Origin of the sequence: Shigella sonnei (genome assembly GCF_002950395.1) — a bacterium.
Classification (GTDB): domain Bacteria; phylum Pseudomonadota; class Gammaproteobacteria; order Enterobacterales; family Enterobacteriaceae; genus ECMA0423.
The window spans coordinates 3310935-3330338 of sequence record NZ_CP026802.1 but is presented as its reverse complement, the minus strand read 5'-3'; the positions used below and the strand labels follow the sequence as shown (position 1 = coordinate 3330338).

Annotated in this window: 15 protein-coding genes and 2 pseudogenes; 10 read left to right on the top strand and 7 right to left on the bottom strand. The window is 53.3% G+C overall.

Translation table 11 applies throughout. The annotated features are described in order from the left end of the window. The first annotated feature begins 23 nt into the window (after positions 1-23). From nrfA to gltP, 8 genes and pseudogenes are all read left to right on the top strand, one after another. Positions 24-1460, top strand: a complete 1437-nt coding sequence (gene nrfA / locus C1P89_RS17280) for an ammonia-forming nitrite reductase cytochrome c552 subunit (RefSeq protein WP_000196875.1) — start codon at positions 24-26, stop codon at positions 1458-1460. A 44-nt stretch (positions 1461-1504) separates the two neighbouring features. Then, positions 1505-2071 (top strand): cytochrome c nitrite reductase pentaheme subunit, encoded by a 567-nt coding sequence (gene nrfB / locus C1P89_RS17275; RefSeq protein WP_001295391.1) that lies wholly within the window; start codon positions 1505-1507, stop codon positions 2069-2071. Continuing rightward, entirely contained in the window at positions 2068-2739 is a 672-nt protein-coding gene (nrfC, locus tag C1P89_RS17270) for a cytochrome c nitrite reductase Fe-S protein (RefSeq protein WP_000220281.1), read from the top strand. The genes nrfB and nrfC overlap by 4 nt, the downstream gene beginning before the upstream one ends. Continuing rightward, positions 2736-3691: pseudogene (gene nrfD / locus C1P89_RS17265) on the top strand (cytochrome c nitrite reductase subunit NrfD). Before nrfC ends, nrfD begins: the two are co-directional and overlap by 4 nt. A gap of 19 nt (positions 3692-3710) precedes the next feature. Then, positions 3711-5429 (top strand): heme lyase CcmF/NrfE family subunit, encoded by a 1719-nt coding sequence (locus C1P89_RS17260; RefSeq protein ID WP_071821713.1) that lies wholly within the window; start codon positions 3711-3713, stop codon positions 5427-5429. Further along, the gene (gene nrfF, locus C1P89_RS17255) at positions 5422-5805 is read left to right on the top strand and encodes a heme lyase NrfEFG subunit NrfF (protein WP_001032549.1); all 384 of its coding nucleotides are present in this window, start codon (positions 5422-5424) and stop codon (positions 5803-5805) included. Before C1P89_RS17260 ends, nrfF begins: the two co-directional genes overlap by 8 nt. Next, positions 5802-6398, top strand: a complete 597-nt coding sequence (gene nrfG, locus C1P89_RS17250) for a heme lyase NrfEFG subunit NrfG (RefSeq protein ID WP_000812978.1) — start codon at positions 5802-5804, stop codon at positions 6396-6398. Before nrfF ends, nrfG begins: the two co-directional genes overlap by 4 nt. A 341-nt stretch (positions 6399-6739) precedes the next feature. Continuing rightward, complete coding sequence (gene gltP, locus C1P89_RS17245) at positions 6740-8053, top strand: glutamate/aspartate:proton symporter GltP (protein WP_000789584.1); 1314 nt, start codon at positions 6740-6742, stop codon at positions 8051-8053. Between the two features lie 78 nt (positions 8054-8131). On the opposite strand, the gene yjcO is transcribed toward gltP, so the two are convergent. From yjcO to yjcS, 7 genes and pseudogenes are all read right to left on the bottom strand, one after another. Then, positions 8132-8821 (bottom strand): Sel1 family TPR-like repeat protein YjcO, encoded by a 690-nt coding sequence (yjcO, locus tag C1P89_RS17240; RefSeq protein ID WP_000719886.1) that lies wholly within the window; start codon positions 8819-8821, stop codon positions 8132-8134. A 93-nt stretch (positions 8822-8914) separates the two neighbouring features. Then, entirely contained in the window at positions 8915-11062 is a 2148-nt protein-coding gene (gene fdhF, locus C1P89_RS17235) for a formate dehydrogenase subunit alpha (RefSeq protein WP_077795360.1), read from the bottom strand. 197 nt (positions 11063-11259) lie between these two features. Continuing rightward, a pseudogene (gene mdtP / locus C1P89_RS17230) lies at positions 11260-12726 on the bottom strand (multidrug efflux transporter outer membrane subunit MdtP). Continuing rightward, positions 12723-14774: a multidrug efflux transporter permease subunit MdtO gene (gene mdtO, locus C1P89_RS17225; RefSeq protein WP_001275125.1), complete on the bottom strand. Its 2052-nt coding sequence runs from the start codon at positions 14772-14774 to the stop codon at positions 12723-12725. Before mdtO ends, mdtP begins: the two are co-directional and overlap by 4 nt. Beyond that, the gene (mdtN, locus tag C1P89_RS17220; protein ID WP_000446354.1) at positions 14774-15805 is read right to left on the bottom strand and encodes a multidrug efflux transporter periplasmic adaptor subunit MdtN; all 1032 of its coding nucleotides are present in this window, start codon (positions 15803-15805) and stop codon (positions 14774-14776) included. The genes mdtO and mdtN overlap by 1 nt, the downstream gene beginning before the upstream one ends. 18 nt (positions 15806-15823) lie before the next feature. Beyond that, the gene (locus C1P89_RS17215; RefSeq protein WP_001297587.1) at positions 15824-16099 is read right to left on the bottom strand and encodes a YtcA family lipoprotein; all 276 of its coding nucleotides are present in this window, start codon (positions 16097-16099) and stop codon (positions 15824-15826) included. A gap of 208 nt (positions 16100-16307) precedes the next feature. Further along, positions 16308-18293, bottom strand: coding sequence for an alkyl sulfatase YjcS (yjcS, locus tag C1P89_RS17210; RefSeq protein ID WP_001066005.1), 1986 nt, complete (start codon positions 18291-18293; stop codon positions 16308-16310). A gap of 252 nt (positions 18294-18545) precedes the next feature. Here yjcS and C1P89_RS17205 point away from each other — a divergent pair, with 252 nt between their 5' ends. Both C1P89_RS17205 and yjdP read left to right on the top strand, forming a co-directional pair. Further along, positions 18546-18863 (top strand): RpiB/LacA/LacB family sugar-phosphate isomerase, encoded by a 318-nt coding sequence (locus C1P89_RS17205; protein WP_001183287.1) that lies wholly within the window; start codon positions 18546-18548, stop codon positions 18861-18863. A 68-nt stretch (positions 18864-18931) separates the two neighbouring features. Continuing rightward, positions 18932-19261, top strand: a complete 330-nt coding sequence (yjdP, locus tag C1P89_RS17200; RefSeq protein WP_000819746.1) for a DDRRRQL repeat protein YjdP — start codon at positions 18932-18934, stop codon at positions 19259-19261. The last annotated feature ends 143 nt before the right edge of the window (positions 19262-19404 follow it).

Here is a 19404-nt window from a genome sequence, read left to right as displayed (position 1 = left end):
GGCGCAATTCGGATGAAGCCCCTATGACAAGGATAAAAATAAACGCACGCCGTATCTTCAGCTTATTGATTCCTTTTTTCTTTTTCACTTCTGTTCACGCTGAACAAACGGCAGCTCCCGCAAAACCTGTAACTGTGGAAGCGAAGAATGAAACCTTTGCCCCGCAGCATCCCGATCAATATCTCTCCTGGAAAGCCACCTCGGAACAGTCAGAGCGTGTTGACGCCCTGGCGGAAGATCCACGGCTGGTGATCCTGTGGGCGGGGTATCCCTTCTCGCGCGATTACAACAAGCCGCGTGGACATGCCTTTGCTGTGACCGATGTGCGTGAAACCCTGCGTACCGGTGCGCCGAAAAACGCTGAAGATGGTCCGCTACCGATGGCGTGCTGGAGTTGTAAAAGCCCGGATGTGGCGCGTCTGATCCAGAAAGACGGCGAAGATGGCTACTTCCACGGTAAGTGGGCGCGCGGCGGCCCGGAAATCGTCAACAACTTAGGTTGTGCCGACTGCCATAACACCGCCTCACCAGAGTTCGCCAAAGGCAAACCGGAGTTAACCCTTTCCCGTCCGTATGCGGCTCGCGCGATGGAAGCCATTGGTAAACCTTTTGAGAAAGCCGGACGTTTCGACCAGCAATCGATGGTTTGCGGTCAGTGCCATGTGGAGTATTACTTCGACGGCAAAAACAAAGCGGTTAAATTCCCGTGGGATGACGGCATGAAAGTCGAAAATATGGAGCAGTATTACGACAAAATTGCCTTCTCTGACTGGACTAACTCCCTGTCGAAAACGCCAATGCTGAAAGCGCAGCACCCGGAATATGAAACCTGGACAGCGGGCATTCACGGTAAAAACAACGTGACCTGTATCGACTGCCATATGCCAAAAGTGCAGAACGCCGAAGGCAAACTCTATACCGACCATAAAATTGGTAATCCGTTTGATAACTTCGCCCAGACTTGTGCGAACTGCCATACCCAGGACAAAGCTGCCTTGCAAAAAGTGGTCGCGGAACGTAAGCAGTCGATTAACGACCTGAAAATCAAGGTTGAAGATCAACTGGTTCACGCTCACTTCGAAGCGAAAGCAGCGCTGGATGCAGGCGCGACGGAAGCTGAAATGAAGCCAATTCAGGACGATATCCGTCATGCCCAGTGGCGCTGGGATCTGGCGATCGCTTCCCACGGCATTCATATGCACGCACCGGAAGAAGGTTTACGGATGCTCGGTACGGCGATGGATAAAGCGGCGGATGCACGCACCAAACTGGCGCGCCTGCTGGCGACCAAAGGCATCACCCATGAAATCCAGATCCCGGATATCTCAACCAAAGAGAAAGCCCAGCAGGCCATTGGCCTGAACATGGAACAAATCAAGGCCGAGAAGCAGGACTTCATCAAAACGGTGATCCCGCAGTGGGAAGAACAGGCACGTAAAAACGGTCTGTTAAGCCAATAACCCCGTTCCGCCTCGCAAGGGGCGGAAAACACAATGGAGTGAATATGAGCGTATTACGTTCGTTATTAACTGCCGGGGTGCTGGCGTCGGGCCTGTTGTGGAGCCTGAACGGAATTACCGCTACCCCTGCGGCGCAGGCATCTGATGATCGCTACGAAGTTACCCAGCAGCGTAACCCGGATGCCGCCTGTCTGGACTGTCATAAACCAGATACCGAAGGTATGCATGGCAAACATGCTTCCGTTATCAACCCGAATAACAAACTGCCGGTCACCTGCACCAACTGTCACGGCCAGCCATCACCGCAACACCGCGAAGGGGTGAAAGATGTGATGCGCTTTAACGAGCCGATGTACAAGGTTGGAGAGCAGAACAGCGTCTGTATGTCCTGTCATCTGCCGGAACAGTTGCAAAAAGCGTTCTGGCCGCACGATGTCCACGTAACCAAAGTGGCGTGCGCCAGCTGCCATTCCCTGCATCCACAGCAAGATACGATGCAGACGTTAAGTGACAAAGGACGGATTAAGATTTGCGTCGATTGCCACAGCGATCAGCGCACCAATCCGAACTTTAACCCGGCGTCTGTTCCGTTGCTTAAGGAGCAGCCATGACCTGGTCTCGTCGCCAGTTTCTCACCGGCGTCGGCGTGCTGGCAGCCGTCAGCGGCACCGCAGGGCGCGTGGTGGCGAAAACGTTGAATATCAATGGGGTGCGTTACGGCATGGTGCATGACGAGTCGTTATGCATCGGCTGTACCGCCTGTATGGATGCTTGTCGGGAAGTGAACAAGGTGCCGGAAGGCGTCTCGCGCCTGACGATTATTCGTAGCGAGCCGCAGGGCGAATTTCCTGATGTGAAATATCGCTTCTTCCGTAAGTCTTGCCAGCACTGCGATCATGCGCCGTGCGTTGACGTCTGCCCGACCGGTGCGTCTTTTCGTGATGCCGCTAGCGGGATTGTCGATGTTAATCCTGATCTCTGCGTCGGTTGTCAGTACTGCATCGCCGCCTGTCCGTACCGCGTGCGCTTTATCCATCCGGTCACGAAGACGGCGGACAAATGCGATTTCTGCCGTAAAACCAATTTGCAGGCCGGTAAGCTGCCCGCGTGTGTTGAGGCTTGCCCGACGAAGGCGCTGACGTTTGGCAATCTGGACGATCCTAACAGTGAGATTTCGCAACTGCTGCGCCAGAAGCCTACTTACCGCTACAAGCTGGCGCTGGGAACCAAACCGAAGCTGTACCGCGTACCGTTTAAATACGGGGAGGTGAGCCAATGACGCAGACTTCCGCATTTCATTTTGAATCGCTGGTGTGGGACTGGCCGATTGCCATCTACCTGTTTTTGATTGGTATTTCTGCCGGTCTGGTGACGCTGGCCGTGCTGTTACGTCGCTTCTACCCGCAGGCGGGCGGTGCAGACAGTACGTTGCTGCGCACCACGCTGATTGTCGGGCCGGGCGCGGTGATCCTCGGTCTGTTGATCCTCGTCTTCCACCTGACAAGACCGTGGACCTTCTGGAAGCTGATGTTCCACTACAGTTTTACCTCGGTGATGTCGATGGGGGTGATGCTGTTTCAGCTCTACATGGTGGTGCTGGTGCTGTGGCTGGCGAAAATCTTTGAACATGATTTGCTTGCCCTGCAACAACGCTGGTTGCCGAAGCTGGGGATCGTGCAAAAGGTTCTGAGCCTGCTGACGCCCGTTCATCGCGGACTGGAAACGCTGATGCTGGTGTTGGCGGTGCTGCTGGGGCTTATACCGGCTTTCTGCTGTCGGCGCTGAAATCGTATCCGTTCCTCAATAACCCGATCCTGCCGGTGCTGTTCCTCTTCTCCGGCATCTCGTCCGGTGCGGCGGTGGCGCTGATCGCCATGGCGATACGCCAACGCAGTAACCCGCATTCCACGGAAGCGCACTTTGTTCACCGGATGGAAATCCCCGTGGTATGGGGTGAAATCTTCCTGCTGGTGGCGTTTTTTGTCGGTCTGGCGCTGGGCGATGACGGTAAAGTTCGTGCGCTGGTGGCGGCATTAGGTGGCGGTTTCTGGACGTGGTGGTTCTGGCTTGGTGTCGCCGGGCTGGGGCTGATTGTGCCAATGTTGCTCAAACCGTGGGTCAATCGCAGTTCCGGCATTCCTGCCGTGCTGGCGGCGTGTGGGGCCAGTCTGGTCGGCGTGTTGATGCTGCGCTTTTTCATTCTCTACGCCGGACAGTTGACGGTGGCGTAAGCCAGAAAAGAGGTGGTTTCTGGACGTATTCCTTCCTGAAGTCGGTTTTCTGGCGTTGTTGTTAAGTCTCGGGGTCAACGTGTTGACCCCGTTGACGGCCTTTGCGGGAGTGCGGTTGCGCTGGCCTGCCATGATGCGACTCACTTGCATCGGCATTCTGGCGCAGTTCGCGCTCCTGCTGCTCGCCTTTGGCGTACTGACGTATTGTTTTCTCATCAGCGATTTCTCGGTCATTTATGTCGCGCAACATAGCTATAGCCTGCTGTCGTGGGAATTCAAGCTGGCAGCGGTGTGGGGCGGCCATGAAGGTTCGCTGCTGCTTTGGGTGCTGCTGCTTTCCGCCTGGAGCGCGCTGTTTGCCTGGCATTATCGGCAGCAAACCGATCCGCTATTTCCGCTGACGTTAGCCGTTTTATCTCTCATGCTCGCCGCACTGCTACTGTTTGTGGTGCTGTGGTCCGATCCCTTCGTGCGGATATTTCCACCAGCAATCGAAGGCCGCGATCTCAATCCGATGCTGCAACATCCCGGTCTTATCTTTCATCCACCGCTGCTTTACCTTGGCTATGGCGGTTTGATGGTAGCGGCGAGCGTGGCGCTGGCGAGTCTACTGCGCGGCGAGTTTGATGCGGCCAGCGCCCGAATTTGCTGGCGCTGGGCGTTACCTGGCTGGAGTGCATTAACGGCGGGGATCATCCTCGGTTCCTGGTGGGCCTACTGCGAACTCGGCTGGGGCGGCTGGTGGTTCTGGGATCCGGTGGAAAATGCCTCTTTATTACCCTGGCTTTCTGCCACTGCGCTGCTGCACAGTTTATCCCTGACACGCCAGCGGGGGATTTTTTGCCACTGGTCGCTGTTGCTGGCGATAGTTACTCTGATGCTGTCGCTGCTGGGCACCTTAATTGTCCGTTCTGGCATTCTGGTTTCGGTTCATGCGTTCGCACTGGATAACGTCCGCGCCGTGCCGTTGTTCAGCCTGTTTGCACTGATTAGCCTTGCGTCTTTGGCTCTGTATGGCTGGCGAGCGCGGGACGGTGGCCCGGCGGTGCGTTTTTCGGGGTTATCGCGGGAAATGTTAATCCTCGCTACGCTGTTGCTGTTTTGCGCAGTGCTACTGATCGTGCTGGTGGGAACGCTTTATCCGATGATTTACGGTCTGCTGGGCTGGGGACGCCTCTCCGTTGGCGCGCCGTATTTTAACCGCGCGACGTTACCGTTTGGTCTGTTGATGCTGGTGGTGATTGTGCTGGCGACGTTTGTCTCTGGCAAACGCGCGCAGCTTCCGGCGCTGGTCGCTCATGCGGGCGTGCTGTTATTTGCCGCAGGGATCGTGGTTTCCAGCGTCAGCCGTCAGGAGATCAGCCTGAATTTACAGCCGGGTCAGCAGGTGACGCTGGCAGGATACACCTTCCGTTTTGAGCGCCTCGATCTGCAAGCCAAAGGCAATTACACCAGCGAAAAAGCGATAGTGGCGCTGTTTGACCATCAGCAACGCATTGGTGAATTAACGCCGGAGCGGCGTTTTTATGAAGCACGCCGTCAGCAAATGATGGAACCGTCAATTCGCTGGAACGGCATCCATGACTGGTATGCGGTCATGGGTGAAAAAACCGGAGCGGATCGTTACGCTTTTCGTTTGTATGTACAAAGCGGTGTGCGCTGGATCTGGGGTGGAGGATTGTTGATGATTGCGGGCGCATTGTTAAGCGGATGGCGGGGGAAGAAGCGCGATGAATAAAGGGCTTCTCACGCTACTGCTGTTATTTACCTGTTTTGCGCGCGCTCAGGTCGTAGACACCTGGCAATTCGCCAATCCGCAACAACAGCAACAGGCGTTAAATATTGCCAGCCAGTTACGTTGTCCGCAGTGCCAGAATCAAAACTTACTCGAATCCAATGCGCCGGTGGCGGTCAGTATGCGCCATCAGGTTTATAGCATGGTGTCGGAGGGGAAGAACGAAGTCGAAATCATTGGCTGGATGACCGAACGCTACGGAGATTTTGTTCGCTATAACCCACCGTTAACGGGTCAGACGCTGGTGTTGTGGGCGCTGCCAGTGGTGTTGTTATTGCTGATGGCACTGATCCTCTGGCGAGTGAGGGCTAAGCGATGAAACAGCCTCAAATACCGGTGAAAATGCTGACAACACTCACGATATTGATGGTATTCCTCTGTGTCGGCAGTTATCTGTTAAGCCCAAAATGGCAGGCGGTACGTGCGGAGTATCAGCGTCAGCGCGATCCGCTACATCAGTTTGCCAGCCAGCAAACCCCGGAAGCGCAGCTTCAGGCATTGCAGGATAAAATCCGCGCTAATCCACAAAACAGCGAACAATGGGCGTTACTGGGCGAGTACTATCTGTGGCAAAACGATTACAGCAATTCGCTGCTGGCGTATCGTCAGGCGTTGCAACTACGTGGTGAGAACGCTGAACTGTATGCGGCGCTGGCGACGGTGCTTTATTACCAGGCCAGCCAGCATATGACCGCCCAGACTTGCGCAATGATCGACAAAGCCCTCGCGCTGGACTCTAACGAAATCACCGCTCTGATGCTGCTGGCTTCCGATGCGTTTATGCAGGCGAATTACGCGCAAGCCATCGAACTATGGCAAAAAGTGATGGATCTCAACTCACCCCGGATCAACCGGACACAGCTGGTCGAGTCGATTAATATGGCAAAACTGTTGCAGCGGAGATCGGATTAATCATCTGGTGATGAAGATTATGTCATTGAGCTGCATAAAAAATAATCGAATGAACATATGCCAAAAATAATCACTAATCAGTATTATTGCAGATTAAACAAATAAAAATCTTTCCATAACAAATGGTTATTCATTAATCCTGCCATAAACTCGCGTTATTATGCATTAATGCAGCGAAAAGCTCTGTTGTTAAAGGGTTGCGCAACATACCGCGCAAATGATACTGATCATAAGCGTTAAAAAAATCTACAAACCAACGCAACACAATTCATGCCCTGGCAGTATGTCACGTTCTCGCGTTTCTGAACGGGGAACGGCGCTCCATTGAGGAAGTTATTCTGATGAAAAATATAAAATTCAGCCTGGCCTGGCAGATTCTGTTTGCTATGGTGCTGGGCATTCTCCTGGGAAGCTACCTGCACTACCATAGCGACAGCCGCGACTGGCTGGTCGTCAATTTGCTCTCTCCGGCGGGTGATATCTTCATCCATCTGATCAAAATGATTGTTGTGCCGATTGTGATCTCCACGCTGGTGGTGGGTATCGCGGGTGTTGGTGATGCCAAACAGCTCGGGCGTATTGGCGCGAAAACCATTATTTACTTCGAGGTGATCACCACCGTCGCCATCATTTTGGGGATCACTCTGGCGAACGTCTTCCAGCCCGGTGCCGGGGTGGATATGTCGCAGCTGGCGACCGTCGATATCTCGAAATATCAGAGCACTACGGAAGCGGTACAAAGCAGTTCCCACGGCATTATGGGCACGATTTTGTCGCTGGTGCCGACGAACATTGTGGCGTCGATGGCGAAAGGCGAAATGCTGCCGATCATCTTTTTCTCGGTGCTGTTTGGTCTGGGGCTTTCTTCCCTGCCCGCGACGCATCGTGAACTGCTGGTGACCGTGTTCCGCTCCATCTCTGAAACCATGTTTAAAGTGACTCACATGGTGATGCGTTATGCACCGGTGGGTGTGTTTGCGCTGATTGCGGTGACGGTGGCTAACTTTGGTTTCTCTTCTCTGTGGCCACTGGCGAAACTGGTGCTGCTGGTGCATTTCGCCATTCTGTTCTTCGCGCTGGTAGTGCTGGGAATTGTGGCGCGCCTGTGCGGGTTAAGCGTCTGGATCCTGATTCGTATTCTGAAAGATGAGCTGATTCTGGCGTACTCCACTGCCAGCTCTGAAAGCGTACTGCCGCGAATTATTGAGAAGATGGAAGCCTACGGAGCACCGGCGTCGATCACCAGCTTCGTGGTGCCGACCGGTTACTCTTTTAACCTTGATGGTTCGACGCTGTATCAAAGTATTGCCGCTATTTTCATCGCTCAGCTGTATGGCATTGACCTGTCCATCTGGCAGGAAATCATTCTGGTGCTGACGCTGATGGTGACCTCGAAAGGGATTGCTGGCGTGCCGGGCGTGTCGTTTGTGGTGCTGCTGGCAACGCTGGGTAGCGTAGGTATTCCGCTGGAAGGTCTGGCGTTTATTGCTGGTGTTGACCGTATCCTCGACATGGCGCGTACTGCGCTGAACGTGGTGGGTAATGCGCTGGCGGTGCTGGTGATTGCCAAGTGGGAACACAAATTTGACCGCAAAAAGGCGCTGGCTTATGAGCGTGAAGTGCTGGGCAAATTTGATAAAACTGCGGATCAATAATTGAAGATTGCCGGGGATATCCACCCGGCAATGTGTGAATGCCTGATGCGACGCTTGCCGCGTCTTATCAGGCCTACCTTAACCGTTGGTTAATTTTTCAAACTCTTCACACCCGGTATCAAACCCTTCCATACAGCTCAGGTTCAACCAGTGCAGCGCCTTTTGCTTGTTCTTCTCGATAAAACCTTCTTCACCGTTTAAGAACATCATTCCCGCCCAGTACTCGGAATAACCGGTTCGGGAAATTGCAGAGCTGCGTTTGAAATACCAGGTTGCCTTGTCATCGTCGGCCTTAATGCCCACGCCGTTGGCGTAAATCAAACCAAGCAGCATTTGGGCATCGACGGCAGAGTCGTTCTCCAGATCTTCCGAGGCGTTTTCTAACAGCGAAATAGCCTTTGGATAATCCGGTTTACCCGCTTGAGTATTTACCAGAATATGCGCCAGCGTTACTTCACCTTCTTTACTGCCCGCTTGCGCCGCTTTCTCTGCAAGAACTTTTGCTTGTGGATAGTCCAGACTGACCGGATTGGTGATTTTGATCTGCGCCAGCAGCGCGCAGGCATCAGCATCACCGCTGTCGGCGGCTTTCTGTGCCCAATATTCGGCTTTGCTCAAATCGCCGGAGCTAAACCAGCTGTCGGCAAGAAAATATTGTGCGCGTCGGTCCCCGGCCTCTGCTGCCTTTAAATACTGGCTGCCAGGCTCGGAGTCGTTGGCGTGGGCAAAGAATGTCAAAAACAACATCAATGCGATAATTTTTTTCATTTTGATAATACGATTGGGTAGGGAGTAACCAGTATAAAGAGTTCGAATGGATAAAAAAACAGCCTCCGAAAGGAGGCTGTAGAAAGGACTGTATTACGCCAGTGCCGCTTCGCGCAGGCGAGTTTTCAACTTGTTGTACTCGTCAATCACGTACTGCTCGGCGGCGCGCTGATCGGCGATCGGCTCGACGCGCACGGCGCAGTATTTGTATTCCGGCGTTTTCGTAATCGGGCTTAAGTTTTCGGTAACCAGCTCGTTACAGGCACCAATCCACCACTGGTAGGTCATGTAAATCGCCCCTTTGTTCGGACGATCGCTGACCTGCGCACGGGTGATAATTTTGCCTTTACGCGAGTGCACCCAAACCAATGCCTCATCTTCAATACCCAGACGTTTGGCGTCTTCGGTATTGATTTGTGCGTAGCCAGGTTCATCAGCCAGCGCCGCCAGTGCCGCACAGTTACCGGTCATCGAACGGCAAGAGTAGTGACCAACTTCACGCACCGTTGACAGTACCATCGGGTACTCGTCGGTGAGTTTGTCGATTGGCGCTACCCAGTCGCAGGTGAAGAACTGCGCCAGACCGTTCGGGGTATCAAACTTCTCTTTAAACAGATAAGAAGTCCCCTGATCGGCATCTGAAGTATCGCGGCAAGGCCACTGAATGAAGCCCAGTTCGCCCATTTTCTCGTAAGTCGCACCGTAGAAATCCGGGCACAGATGACGCAACTCATCCCAGATCTCCTGGGTGTTGTTGTAGTGCATCGGATAACCCATACGGGTGGCGATTTCACTGATGATTTGCCAGTCCGTTTTCAGATCCCATTTCGGTTCAACTGCTTTGAAGAAACGCTGGAAGCCACGGTCAGCCGCAGTAAACACGCCTTCATGCTCGCCCCACGACGTTGACGGCAAAATGACATCCGCCGCCGACGCGGTTTTGGTCATAAAGATGTCCTGAACGATAACCAGTTCCAGATCTTCAAAGGCTTTACGTACTGCCGACAGCTCCGCGTCAGTTTGCAGCGGATCTTCGCCCATAATGTACGCGGCACGCACTTCGCCATGCGCTGCGCGGTGCGGCAGCTCGCTGATGCGATAACCGGTATGAGCAGGCAGGCTTTCCACGCCCCAGGCTTTGGCGAATTTCTCGCGGTTAGCCGGATCTTTCACGTACTGGTATCCCGGATACGTATCCGGCAGCGCGCCCATATCGCAGGCACCCTGCACGTTGTTCTGACCACGAACCGGGTTTACACCCGCATGCGGCTTACCGAGGTTACCAGTCAGCATCGCGAGGCTGGTCAGAGAACGCACGGTTTCCACGCCCTGGTAGAACTGGGTTACACCCATGCCCCACAGGATGGCGGCGCTTTTCGCCTGGGCATACATCCGTGCCGCCTGACGAATCTCACTGGCGCTGACGCCGGTGATATCTTCAACCGACTCCGGCGTGTAGCCTTCAACGATTTTACGATACTCTTCAAAGCCTTCTGTACGGGAAGCGACGAACGCTTTGTCGTACAGATTTTCTTCAATAATGACATGGTCCATCGCATTCAACAGCGCGATGTTCGAGCCGTTTTTCAGTGCAATGTGCATGTCAGCAATGCGCGCGGTTTCAATTTTGCGCGGATCGCAGACGATAATTTTCGCCCCGTTACGTTTAGCGTTAATTACGTGATTCGCCACGATTGGGTGGGAATCAGCCGGGTTGTACCCGAAAACGAACACTAAATCGGTATTATCAATTTCGTTAATAGCATTGCTCATTGCGCCATTACCGACCGATTGGTGCAGACCTGCAACCGATGGGCCGTGTCAGACACGAGCGCAGCAGTCAACGTTATTGGTACCAATAACGGCGCGCGCAAATTTTTGCATTACATAGTTGGTTTCGTTACCCGTACCACGCGAGGAGCCGGTCGTCTGGATGGCATCCGGACCGTACTTCTCTTTGATGGCGCTCAGGCGCTCGGCAACGTAATTCAGTGCCTCATCCCAGGAAACAGGTTCGAGTTTGCCGCCACGCTGGCGACGGATCATGGGGGTTTTCAGGCGCGGGGTCAGGATCTGGGTATCGTTAATGAAATCCCAGCCATAATAACCCTTCAGACACAGGGTACCCTGGTTGGTTTTCCCCTGCGCTGCCTCCGCCCGGACGATTTTGCCGTTATCGACGACCAGGTTGATTTTGCAACCTGATGCGCAATAGGGGCAAACCGTGACGACTTTTTTCATCGGTCTCGCTCCAGTTAATCAAATCACGCATACGCGCTCTCGACTACAGTATGCATCTTTTATGCCACATTTTATTTGGGGTCATTCCCTGATATTACGGGCACTATTTATTCAAAACTCTGACGAAAAACAGGCTGTCGTCAGTTTTGACGTGACGAAACGAAATACCGCGTGACAGCCATCACGCGGCAGACATTTTATTTTTTCTCGACGACGGGAGCCGCCTGATACCCGCCGCCCAGCGATTTCATCAACTGAATGCTTTGGATCACCCGGCGGCTGTCCAGCATCAGTAATGACATCTCTTCGGCAAGTACTGGCAACCGGGCTTCAGTGGCCTGTAAGCGGCTGGTTAAGCCGCGCTGATAGGCGGCCTCGGCAGCGCGCTGGGTGAAGCGCGTTGCTTCCACGCGTTCAGCCTGCATTTCTCGCTCGTCGTTGAGCGTTTGCAGACGCGTGCCGTTGACGGCAACGTCACGCACCGCGTTCAGTACTGACTGGTTGTAACGTTCAATCATCATGTTGCTGGCGGCGCGCGTGCCTTCGAGATTGGCATTCAACCGTCCACCGTCAAACAGCGGCAATTTCAGACCCGGGATGAAGTTGAACTGGCGACTGGTTTTTTTGAATAAGGTATCCAGGTGGATGGCATCAAGGCCGAAAAACGCTTTGATATCAAAGCTCGGGTAGAACAGCGCCCGCGCGGAATCCACCTGATCTAATGACGCCTGAACATACCAGCGCATGGCTTGCAGATCCGGGCGTCTGGCGAGCAACTCATAAGAGAGTGTCGCCGGAATGCCGGTCTGGACTCGTGGTAATGCCACCGGTTTGATCTCCGGCATATCGCTGGCCCCCGCGCCAATCAATGCACGCAGAGATTCTCGCGTTTCGGTGATTTGCCCTTTGACGGCAGCAATTTGTTTATCGACCGCCAGAATCTGTGCCCGCGCGCCGTGGAAAGGCACTTGTGCTTCCAGACCGTGCGCCACTTTACTCTGGTGCGCTTTCACCGCGTAATCAATCACATCGCGAGTTTGTTCTAACAGATCGAGCATCTGATAGCTGGCCTGCATACTGTAATAAAGCTGCGCTACGCCCGTGGTCAGCGATAGCTCTACTGCTGCGGTTTCTGCCAGCGCGGCATTATGCGCGCCAATGGCGGCGGCAACCGCTGAGCGATGCACACCCCACAAATCAAGATCCAGTCCGGCAAACAAACCTACTGTGGCTTCCGTATAGTACGGCCCGTCCATACCCAGTGCGGGCGCATCCATCGCATAAGGGCTTAAAAAGCCGTTCGCCGAGACGCGTTGGCGGTTGAGCATCCCTAACGCTGCGACCTGTAATTGTGAACCGGCATCTAACAAATCGGCCTGGGACTGCGCTTTTTCTTCCCGCAGTTTCGCTTCGGCGAGGGTGTGTGAACCACTTAGCGTCCGTTGGATCAGCGCATCCAGCTACGGGTCATTGAGTTGTTTCCACCACTGCGCCTGCGGCCAGCCGGAGCTGGCAAGATGAATATCATCGGCCAGTTTGATTTGTTCCGGTTTGAGCTGTTGATGAGGCGCAGAATCCTTGCGTACCAAGGCACAGCCGGAAATCAGCGTCGTGCTGCCGAGAATGCTGCACAACAGCAGACGTGAAAGTTGACGATTGATCATTGCGTGGCTCCTTGTGCCTGTTCCGTGGCGGGCGTTAATGCCGGGGCTGTCCAGTCTGGCAAGCGGGCGAAAAGCTGGCAGACGTGTTGCTCCTGTTTTAATAAGGTGGGCAGGATGGCCTGCGAGGCGGGTGTCTCTTCAAGCGTTATTTGAGGAGAACGGCTGAGTGCGGTTGCCAGACCGGCAGCGTATTTTTCCAGGGCGTCGGCAAACTGACCTGCTCTGTCCGGCTGTAGTGCGTTATCCAGCGCCTGCGCCGAATTCCAGGTGGCATCCCAGGCGTGAAGGATATCGCGGCCCTGACGAATAACCGTTTGCGAACGTTCAATCAGTAAGGCGCGTTCTTCGCTGTCCAGTTGACGCTCCAGCGCCACGCGTTGGCACATCTCTTCACAGGCATTAAACGCCGCATGCAGACCGATACGAATTTGCAGATAAGTGCGCAGAGCCGTGACTTCCTGCTGGCGTGGGATCCGCATTACTTTACTTAACATACCCAGCGCGCCAGCCAGTTTTTGCGGCAGCGTGCGCGCTTCACTTTCAGGCCAGACAAAGGTGTAAATCACCGCGGACACCACGGTACCAATGATGATACCCAGGGCGCGATCGCGAATTTCCACCAGGTCGTACACTGGGCCAAAAACGTTTTCGAGCGTGGCGAGCGCGAAGGTGACCACCATCTGTGTGCCGATATAAGAAGAGCGTTCAGAGCTGGTGGCAATCCATGCGCCCAACAGGAAAATCGGTGCCAGCACAAACAGCAATTCGACAATATTGTCCAGCCAGGGCATGACCAGTAGCGTGAATAACAGCGCCAGAATCGCGCCGCAAAAGGCCCCGCCAAAACGCAGCACCATCTTCTGGTACGACGAACCGACATTTGGATTAGAGACGATCACGCAGGTCAGCATACAGGTGTGAATGCCTTCCCAGTCCACGCCGCTGTAAAAGGTGTAACAGATCAAACAGGCGAGCAATGTTTTTACCGCGTAGCGTATATAGTCTGGATTGGTAAAAGCATCGGCGACCATTGATGGCGGTTTGGCGGCGGGCGTTGGCGGCGTATTCGGGTTCATCTGGCCCAGTTGTAACAACGTCTGGCAGATATTCTCCAGGTTACATTCCCGTGCCGCCACCGCTTCACTTTCACTGATCCGCCAGTCGCTTTGCCAGCACTGACCTTCAGCAACGGCATGCTGCAGCTTGTTGATTTCTGAGGCTAATTTTTGCCGAAATTCAATAATTGCCTGAGAATCAGCAAAAGAGGTGGGATCGTAGCGATTCAGCGTCGAGTAAATGTAGGTTACCGTTGCCACGCAGCTTTGCCACCATGCGCTTTGAGTTCGCCAGTTGGCATCGTCCGCGAGACAAAAGACATTCAGTTTTTGCAGCGCCAGCGCCTCTCTTTCAATCCGCGTTTCGGGTAGCGGTGCGAGGCTGTCTGTCAGGTGACTAATGGCATCATCAAGCCGATCATTAAGCGCCTGATGCATTTGCGAAATGGCACGACTGGGAAACCACAGCACGCCGATTAACGTCATCAGCAAGGTTGGATAGAGGCCAACAACGATACACCACAGCGTTAAGCGCACGACCACTTCCGGATAGTCGAGCATGGCGGGGAAGGTTTGCCCGTAAATGGCGACAATGGCGACAGCGAAAAAGACCAGTCCCAGCCGATGGGTGCGCATCAAAAACATGCGGCCCATCAGGATCGGCCCGGCGATGATCAATCGGATCAACGGTTCGCCGTATGACCATTTGTAGATCAAAAACAGGCTGCCGATCTCCAGCACCGTGGCAACCACAAACAAGATCGCCACAAATTTGGTGTAAAACGCGTTCGACTGAATACCGTAAAACAGCACTGCCAGCGATAACGCCACAAAAGGGATCTCAAAAGTCATCGAGATCAGAATCACCAGCAGGCAGCCTACCCAGAGTTGCACGATCTGCGGCACGCGGCCGGGTCGCCGCTCGCTTAACTCTTCATGAAAGAACGCCAGCAGCCTGACCATCGGTAATGGCAGGGAGTTGAGCGCGCTCATTATTGCGGCTCAAGATTAGCGACTGCCGAAGCGCCGATGCGGAACATTTCCGGGTCAGGTTTATCGACCATGATTTTGACCGGAAAACGCTGGGCAACGCGGACCCAGTTAATAGAGCGAGAAACTTTCGGCAGGCCGCCCAGCACCAGGCCGCCGTCATCCGGTAGCACGCCGTAGCCAATCGAATCCACTTTACCCTCGAAGGTTTTGCCGCTGTCACTCATCAGGCGAATCGTTGCGGGTGTACCTGAGCGAATATTTTTCAGATCGGTTTCGCGGAAGTTGGCGATCACGTACCAGTGACGAGTGTCGATTAGGGTAAAAATAGGGCGCATGGCAGAAGCAAATTGCCCGACGGAGGTTTTGAGGGAAATGACCCGGCCATCAAACGGCGCGCGAACGGTCGCCATTTCCAGATGCAGTTTGGTCAGGGCAATATCCGCTTCGACCGCCGCACGTTGCGCCACCAGCGCATCGACGCCGCTGACGGCGCTGGCGGCTGACTGCGCCTGTAACAATACGGCATTAAGATCGGCTTCTGCGGCGCGCTGCGCAGTTCTTGCACGGTCAACGTCTTCCGCTGAGACAAAACCCTCTTTCAGTAATGGCTCGGTACGGCGTAATGTATCTGTGGCCTGTTTCGCGGCGGCACGGGCTTTTTCTACCGTGGCATTAATCGAGTCGGCACCAAACTGTTGCGCATCAACGCTACGCTGGGTGAGCATAATTTGCTTATCCAGCGCCGCGAGGGAGGCTTCAGCTTTCGCCAGATTGGCTTCGTACGGGCGCGGGTCAATGCGGAACAGCAAATCGCCCTGTTTGACTGCCTGGTTGTCGGTGACCGCCAGTTCTACAATGCGGCCGCTGACTTCCGGCACCACATCAATGGTATCTGCTGACGCGTAAGCGTCATTAGTTGATGGCGCACTGTCTACGCGCCAGATAACGAAAACAAGGGCAACCAGCGCCAATGCAACCACTAACAGAGCAGGGAATTTACTGCGAGGAGCTTTTTTCGGCGTACTTTCCATGAGCGCGTCTCAAATAGATTAGAAAAATGCCAGCCAGAACAGCATGGCGTAGAGAGCAAAAAGGGCGGTATAAATAATTCCGACAAATGCCAGATTGATATTTGCCCGCTGAATAACTCGCCTCGTGATGAGCATCAAAATAAGGCTGGCAATGGCGCAGAAAAACCAGCTGGGATAATAAGCACCGATCACCGGGATTGCCGGAGATAATGAGCATCCCGAAACCATGAAGACGGGAATTATCCAGGCTGTTTTTTTGAGTTGCATCGCCATGCGAGAGAGAACTGTTGGCATATTAAATACATCCTGTCTGCTGCGAACAATATCTGTAGTGAATATCAATATCCATTGAAGGCGTCAGTATGGCTATTTTCTCGATGAATAAAAATAGCTTTATTCAGTCACCGCATTCATAACTTATATATTTTATTTATTAATTGGCTGTATATATTTTTAAAATAAATGCTTTTGGGGGCTTCAGCGCCCCCAAAAGCGAGTGACATTAATTTGGGGTTACGATATTCACCCACAAATCGAAATTATCCAGACAGGCGATAATTTCTTCCAGTTTCGCGCCATTGCCAATAATTTTGGCTTTCTTCGCTTTTACCAGATCCGCCATTTTGGCTTGCCCGGTCAGCACGGCGTGCAGATCTTCACGGCTGATGTAGAAAGAGGCGTCAGCTTGGGATTGCAGTGTTTTACGGTAGTTAAGCACGCTATCGTTCAGCGTCAGGTTGAGGTTATCGCCATTGCTCATATTGAAGTTCAGGCTGATATTTTTACCCGCGGCTTTCGCGCTATCGAGGCGAACGGACATAAAGTCGAACAGCATTTCGACCGACATCCCGCGAATGGTGTCCGGGGAACCGATGGTGCCGTGGCTGAACTTATGCACCCCTTCGCGCAGCTCTTTCGCGCCGGTCAGGTAGAAACCGCGCCAGGTGGCGGACTCGGCCTGATAGCCCAGCTGTTCAAAGTTATTCGCTTGCAGATTCTTCGCGACCTGGTCACCCGGGTTGGCGGCAATCACCTGTTTCAGCAGTTCTGCCGACCAGCGGTAATCACCTTGCTTGTTCGCTTCTTGCGCCAGGTTGATGACACGGGCAGAACCGCCCAGCGCCTGCACGTAACGTTTACCCATCTCCACCTGACCATACGGATGCAGGTTAGCCGGGTTACCGTCGTAATAGCCAAGATAGAAGTTATACACCGCGCGGGCGTTGTGGCTGACAGAACCGTAATAGCCACGGCTGGCCCAGTTATTGGCAAGTGCAGGCGGCAGTTTAATCATGTCGCCGATTTCATTCATGGTGTAGCCCTGGTTCGCCAGGTGCAGGGTCTGGTCGTGAATGTACTTGATAGTATCGCGATATTTACCAATATAATCATTGATATGCTTATTGCCCCAGACCGGCCAGGTGTGCGGCATAAACAGGACTTCCGCGTCGTTACCCCACATATCCAGCGTTTCGTTCAGATACTCGGTCCACTTGCTGGTGTCGCGGGTTTTCGCGCCGCGCAGAGTGTAGAAGTTGTGCAGGGTATGCGTGGCGTTCTCGGCGGTACACAGCGCTTTCAGGGCCGGAATATAGAAGTGCATTTCGGCTGGTGCTTCGCTACCTGGGGTCATCAGGAAGTCAAACTCCAGGCCGTCGATAATCATCTTCTCACCGGTTTTGGTGATGGTTTTGTTCGGTGCGATGATGCTCGGGTAGCCCGATGCCAGCGTTACGCCAAGACCATTGCCGATGTTACCCTGAGGGTTATGCGCCAGCAGCAGGCCGTAGGAGTAAAGTGCACGGCGGCTCATAATATTACCCGCCAGTACGTTTTCGCTGATGGCTTCGTCCATAAAGCCAGCAGGGGCGATAACCTGCACTTTACCGGATTTCACATCAGCTTCAGAGATAATGCCTTTCACGCCGCCATAGTGGTCGGTATGGCTGTGGGTATAAATAACCGCAACAATCGGTTTTTGCGGGCGATTTTGGAAGTAAAGGTCAAGGGCGGCTTTTGCGCTCGGTGGCGTCACCAGCGGGTCGATGACAATAATCCCGGTATCACCTTCGATAAAGGTGATGTTGGAGATATCCTGACCGCGAACCTGGTACATTCTGTCGGTGACTTTAAACAGGCCGGAAATACCGTTTAACTGCGACTGACGCCACAGGCTAGGGTTAACGGTTTCGGGCGCGGGCGCATTGATATCAAATTTATAATCTTCCCCGCGATAATATGGTTTGCCATTAGCATCGCGCAGAATACCTTCATCCAGCAGCGGAGCGATAAATCCACGCTGAGCGTCGTCAAAATCCTGACGATCGCTAAACGGTAATGATTTGGCGTAATTCTGATTAACCTGTTGGGTATATTGAGTGGCGGCTTTCGCTTCCTCTTTCGCGTTAGCGGTATTTACCATCATGCCGCTGGCGGCAGTTAACGCAATAACAATTCTGCTCAAACGGAATAACCGAGAGTTATTCATGTAAATCTCCATTTATCATTTATGTCGTAAATATGTAATCCATGCAAAATACGTCATTTAAAGCTGGGGTTATCATAATTGGGAATTTGCGACTTTAATAAGTGGAAGTGTGAGCTGAACGATCCATTTTATTAGGCATTTGTGCTGAAGAGGGAAAATTACGCGAATTTATTATCTCTGTAAATAATATGAGGTGTTTTATATATTTATTATATATATTGTACTTCGGCAAATACTGAGCACAATTTATCAATGCAACCGGTGTTTCTTTTTAAAAAACGTACCGGAGCAATGGGCGGTCATGTCGCTGGCACCGCAGGATTCTGCGTTGCTGTGCCAGCCTTTTATTCATGGTCAATGAGTGAGGTGATTGATAAAGACACCAGGTCGTCAGAGCGCACTGATTATCCGCATTATGCCAGTGAAGTTGCACTGGCTTTTGGTTCACGAGTGGTTGGCCTCGAACTGGCAAAAATGATTGTGGATGCGTGGCTGGGCGCACAGTACGAAGGCGGTCGTCATCAACAACGCGTGGAGGCGATTACGGCAATAGAGCAGCGGAGAAATTGAGATTCATCCACTACTTGCATGGATGAGTAATGACTAATGTGGATAGAGTTTCTTTTTGAGGTTGGCTAATGAAACGCTTTCCGCTATTTCTTTTATTCACCCTGCTCACGCTGTCCACCGTTCCGGCCCAGGCTGATATTATCGACGATACTATTGGTAATATTCAGCAGGCGATTAATGACGCTTATAACCCTGACCGTGGGCGAGACTATGAAGATTCGCGCGACGACGGCTGGCAGCGTGAAGTGAGCGACGATCGGCGCAGACAATATGACGACCGCCGCCGCCAGTTTGAAGATCGCCGCAGGCAGCTGGACGATCGCCAGCGCCAGCTTGATCAGGAGCGTCGGCAACTGGAGGATGAAGAGCGGAGAATGGAAGATGAGTATGGGCGATGAGGTTGGGTATGGAGCAGGCATCGCCCCTCACCCCAATGGGGAGAGGGAGAAAACGAGCGCAATATTCAATATCGAGCACAATCGGTCCCCTCGCCCCTCTGGGGAGAGGGTTAGGGTGAGGGGGCCAGCGCGCACATTCCCTC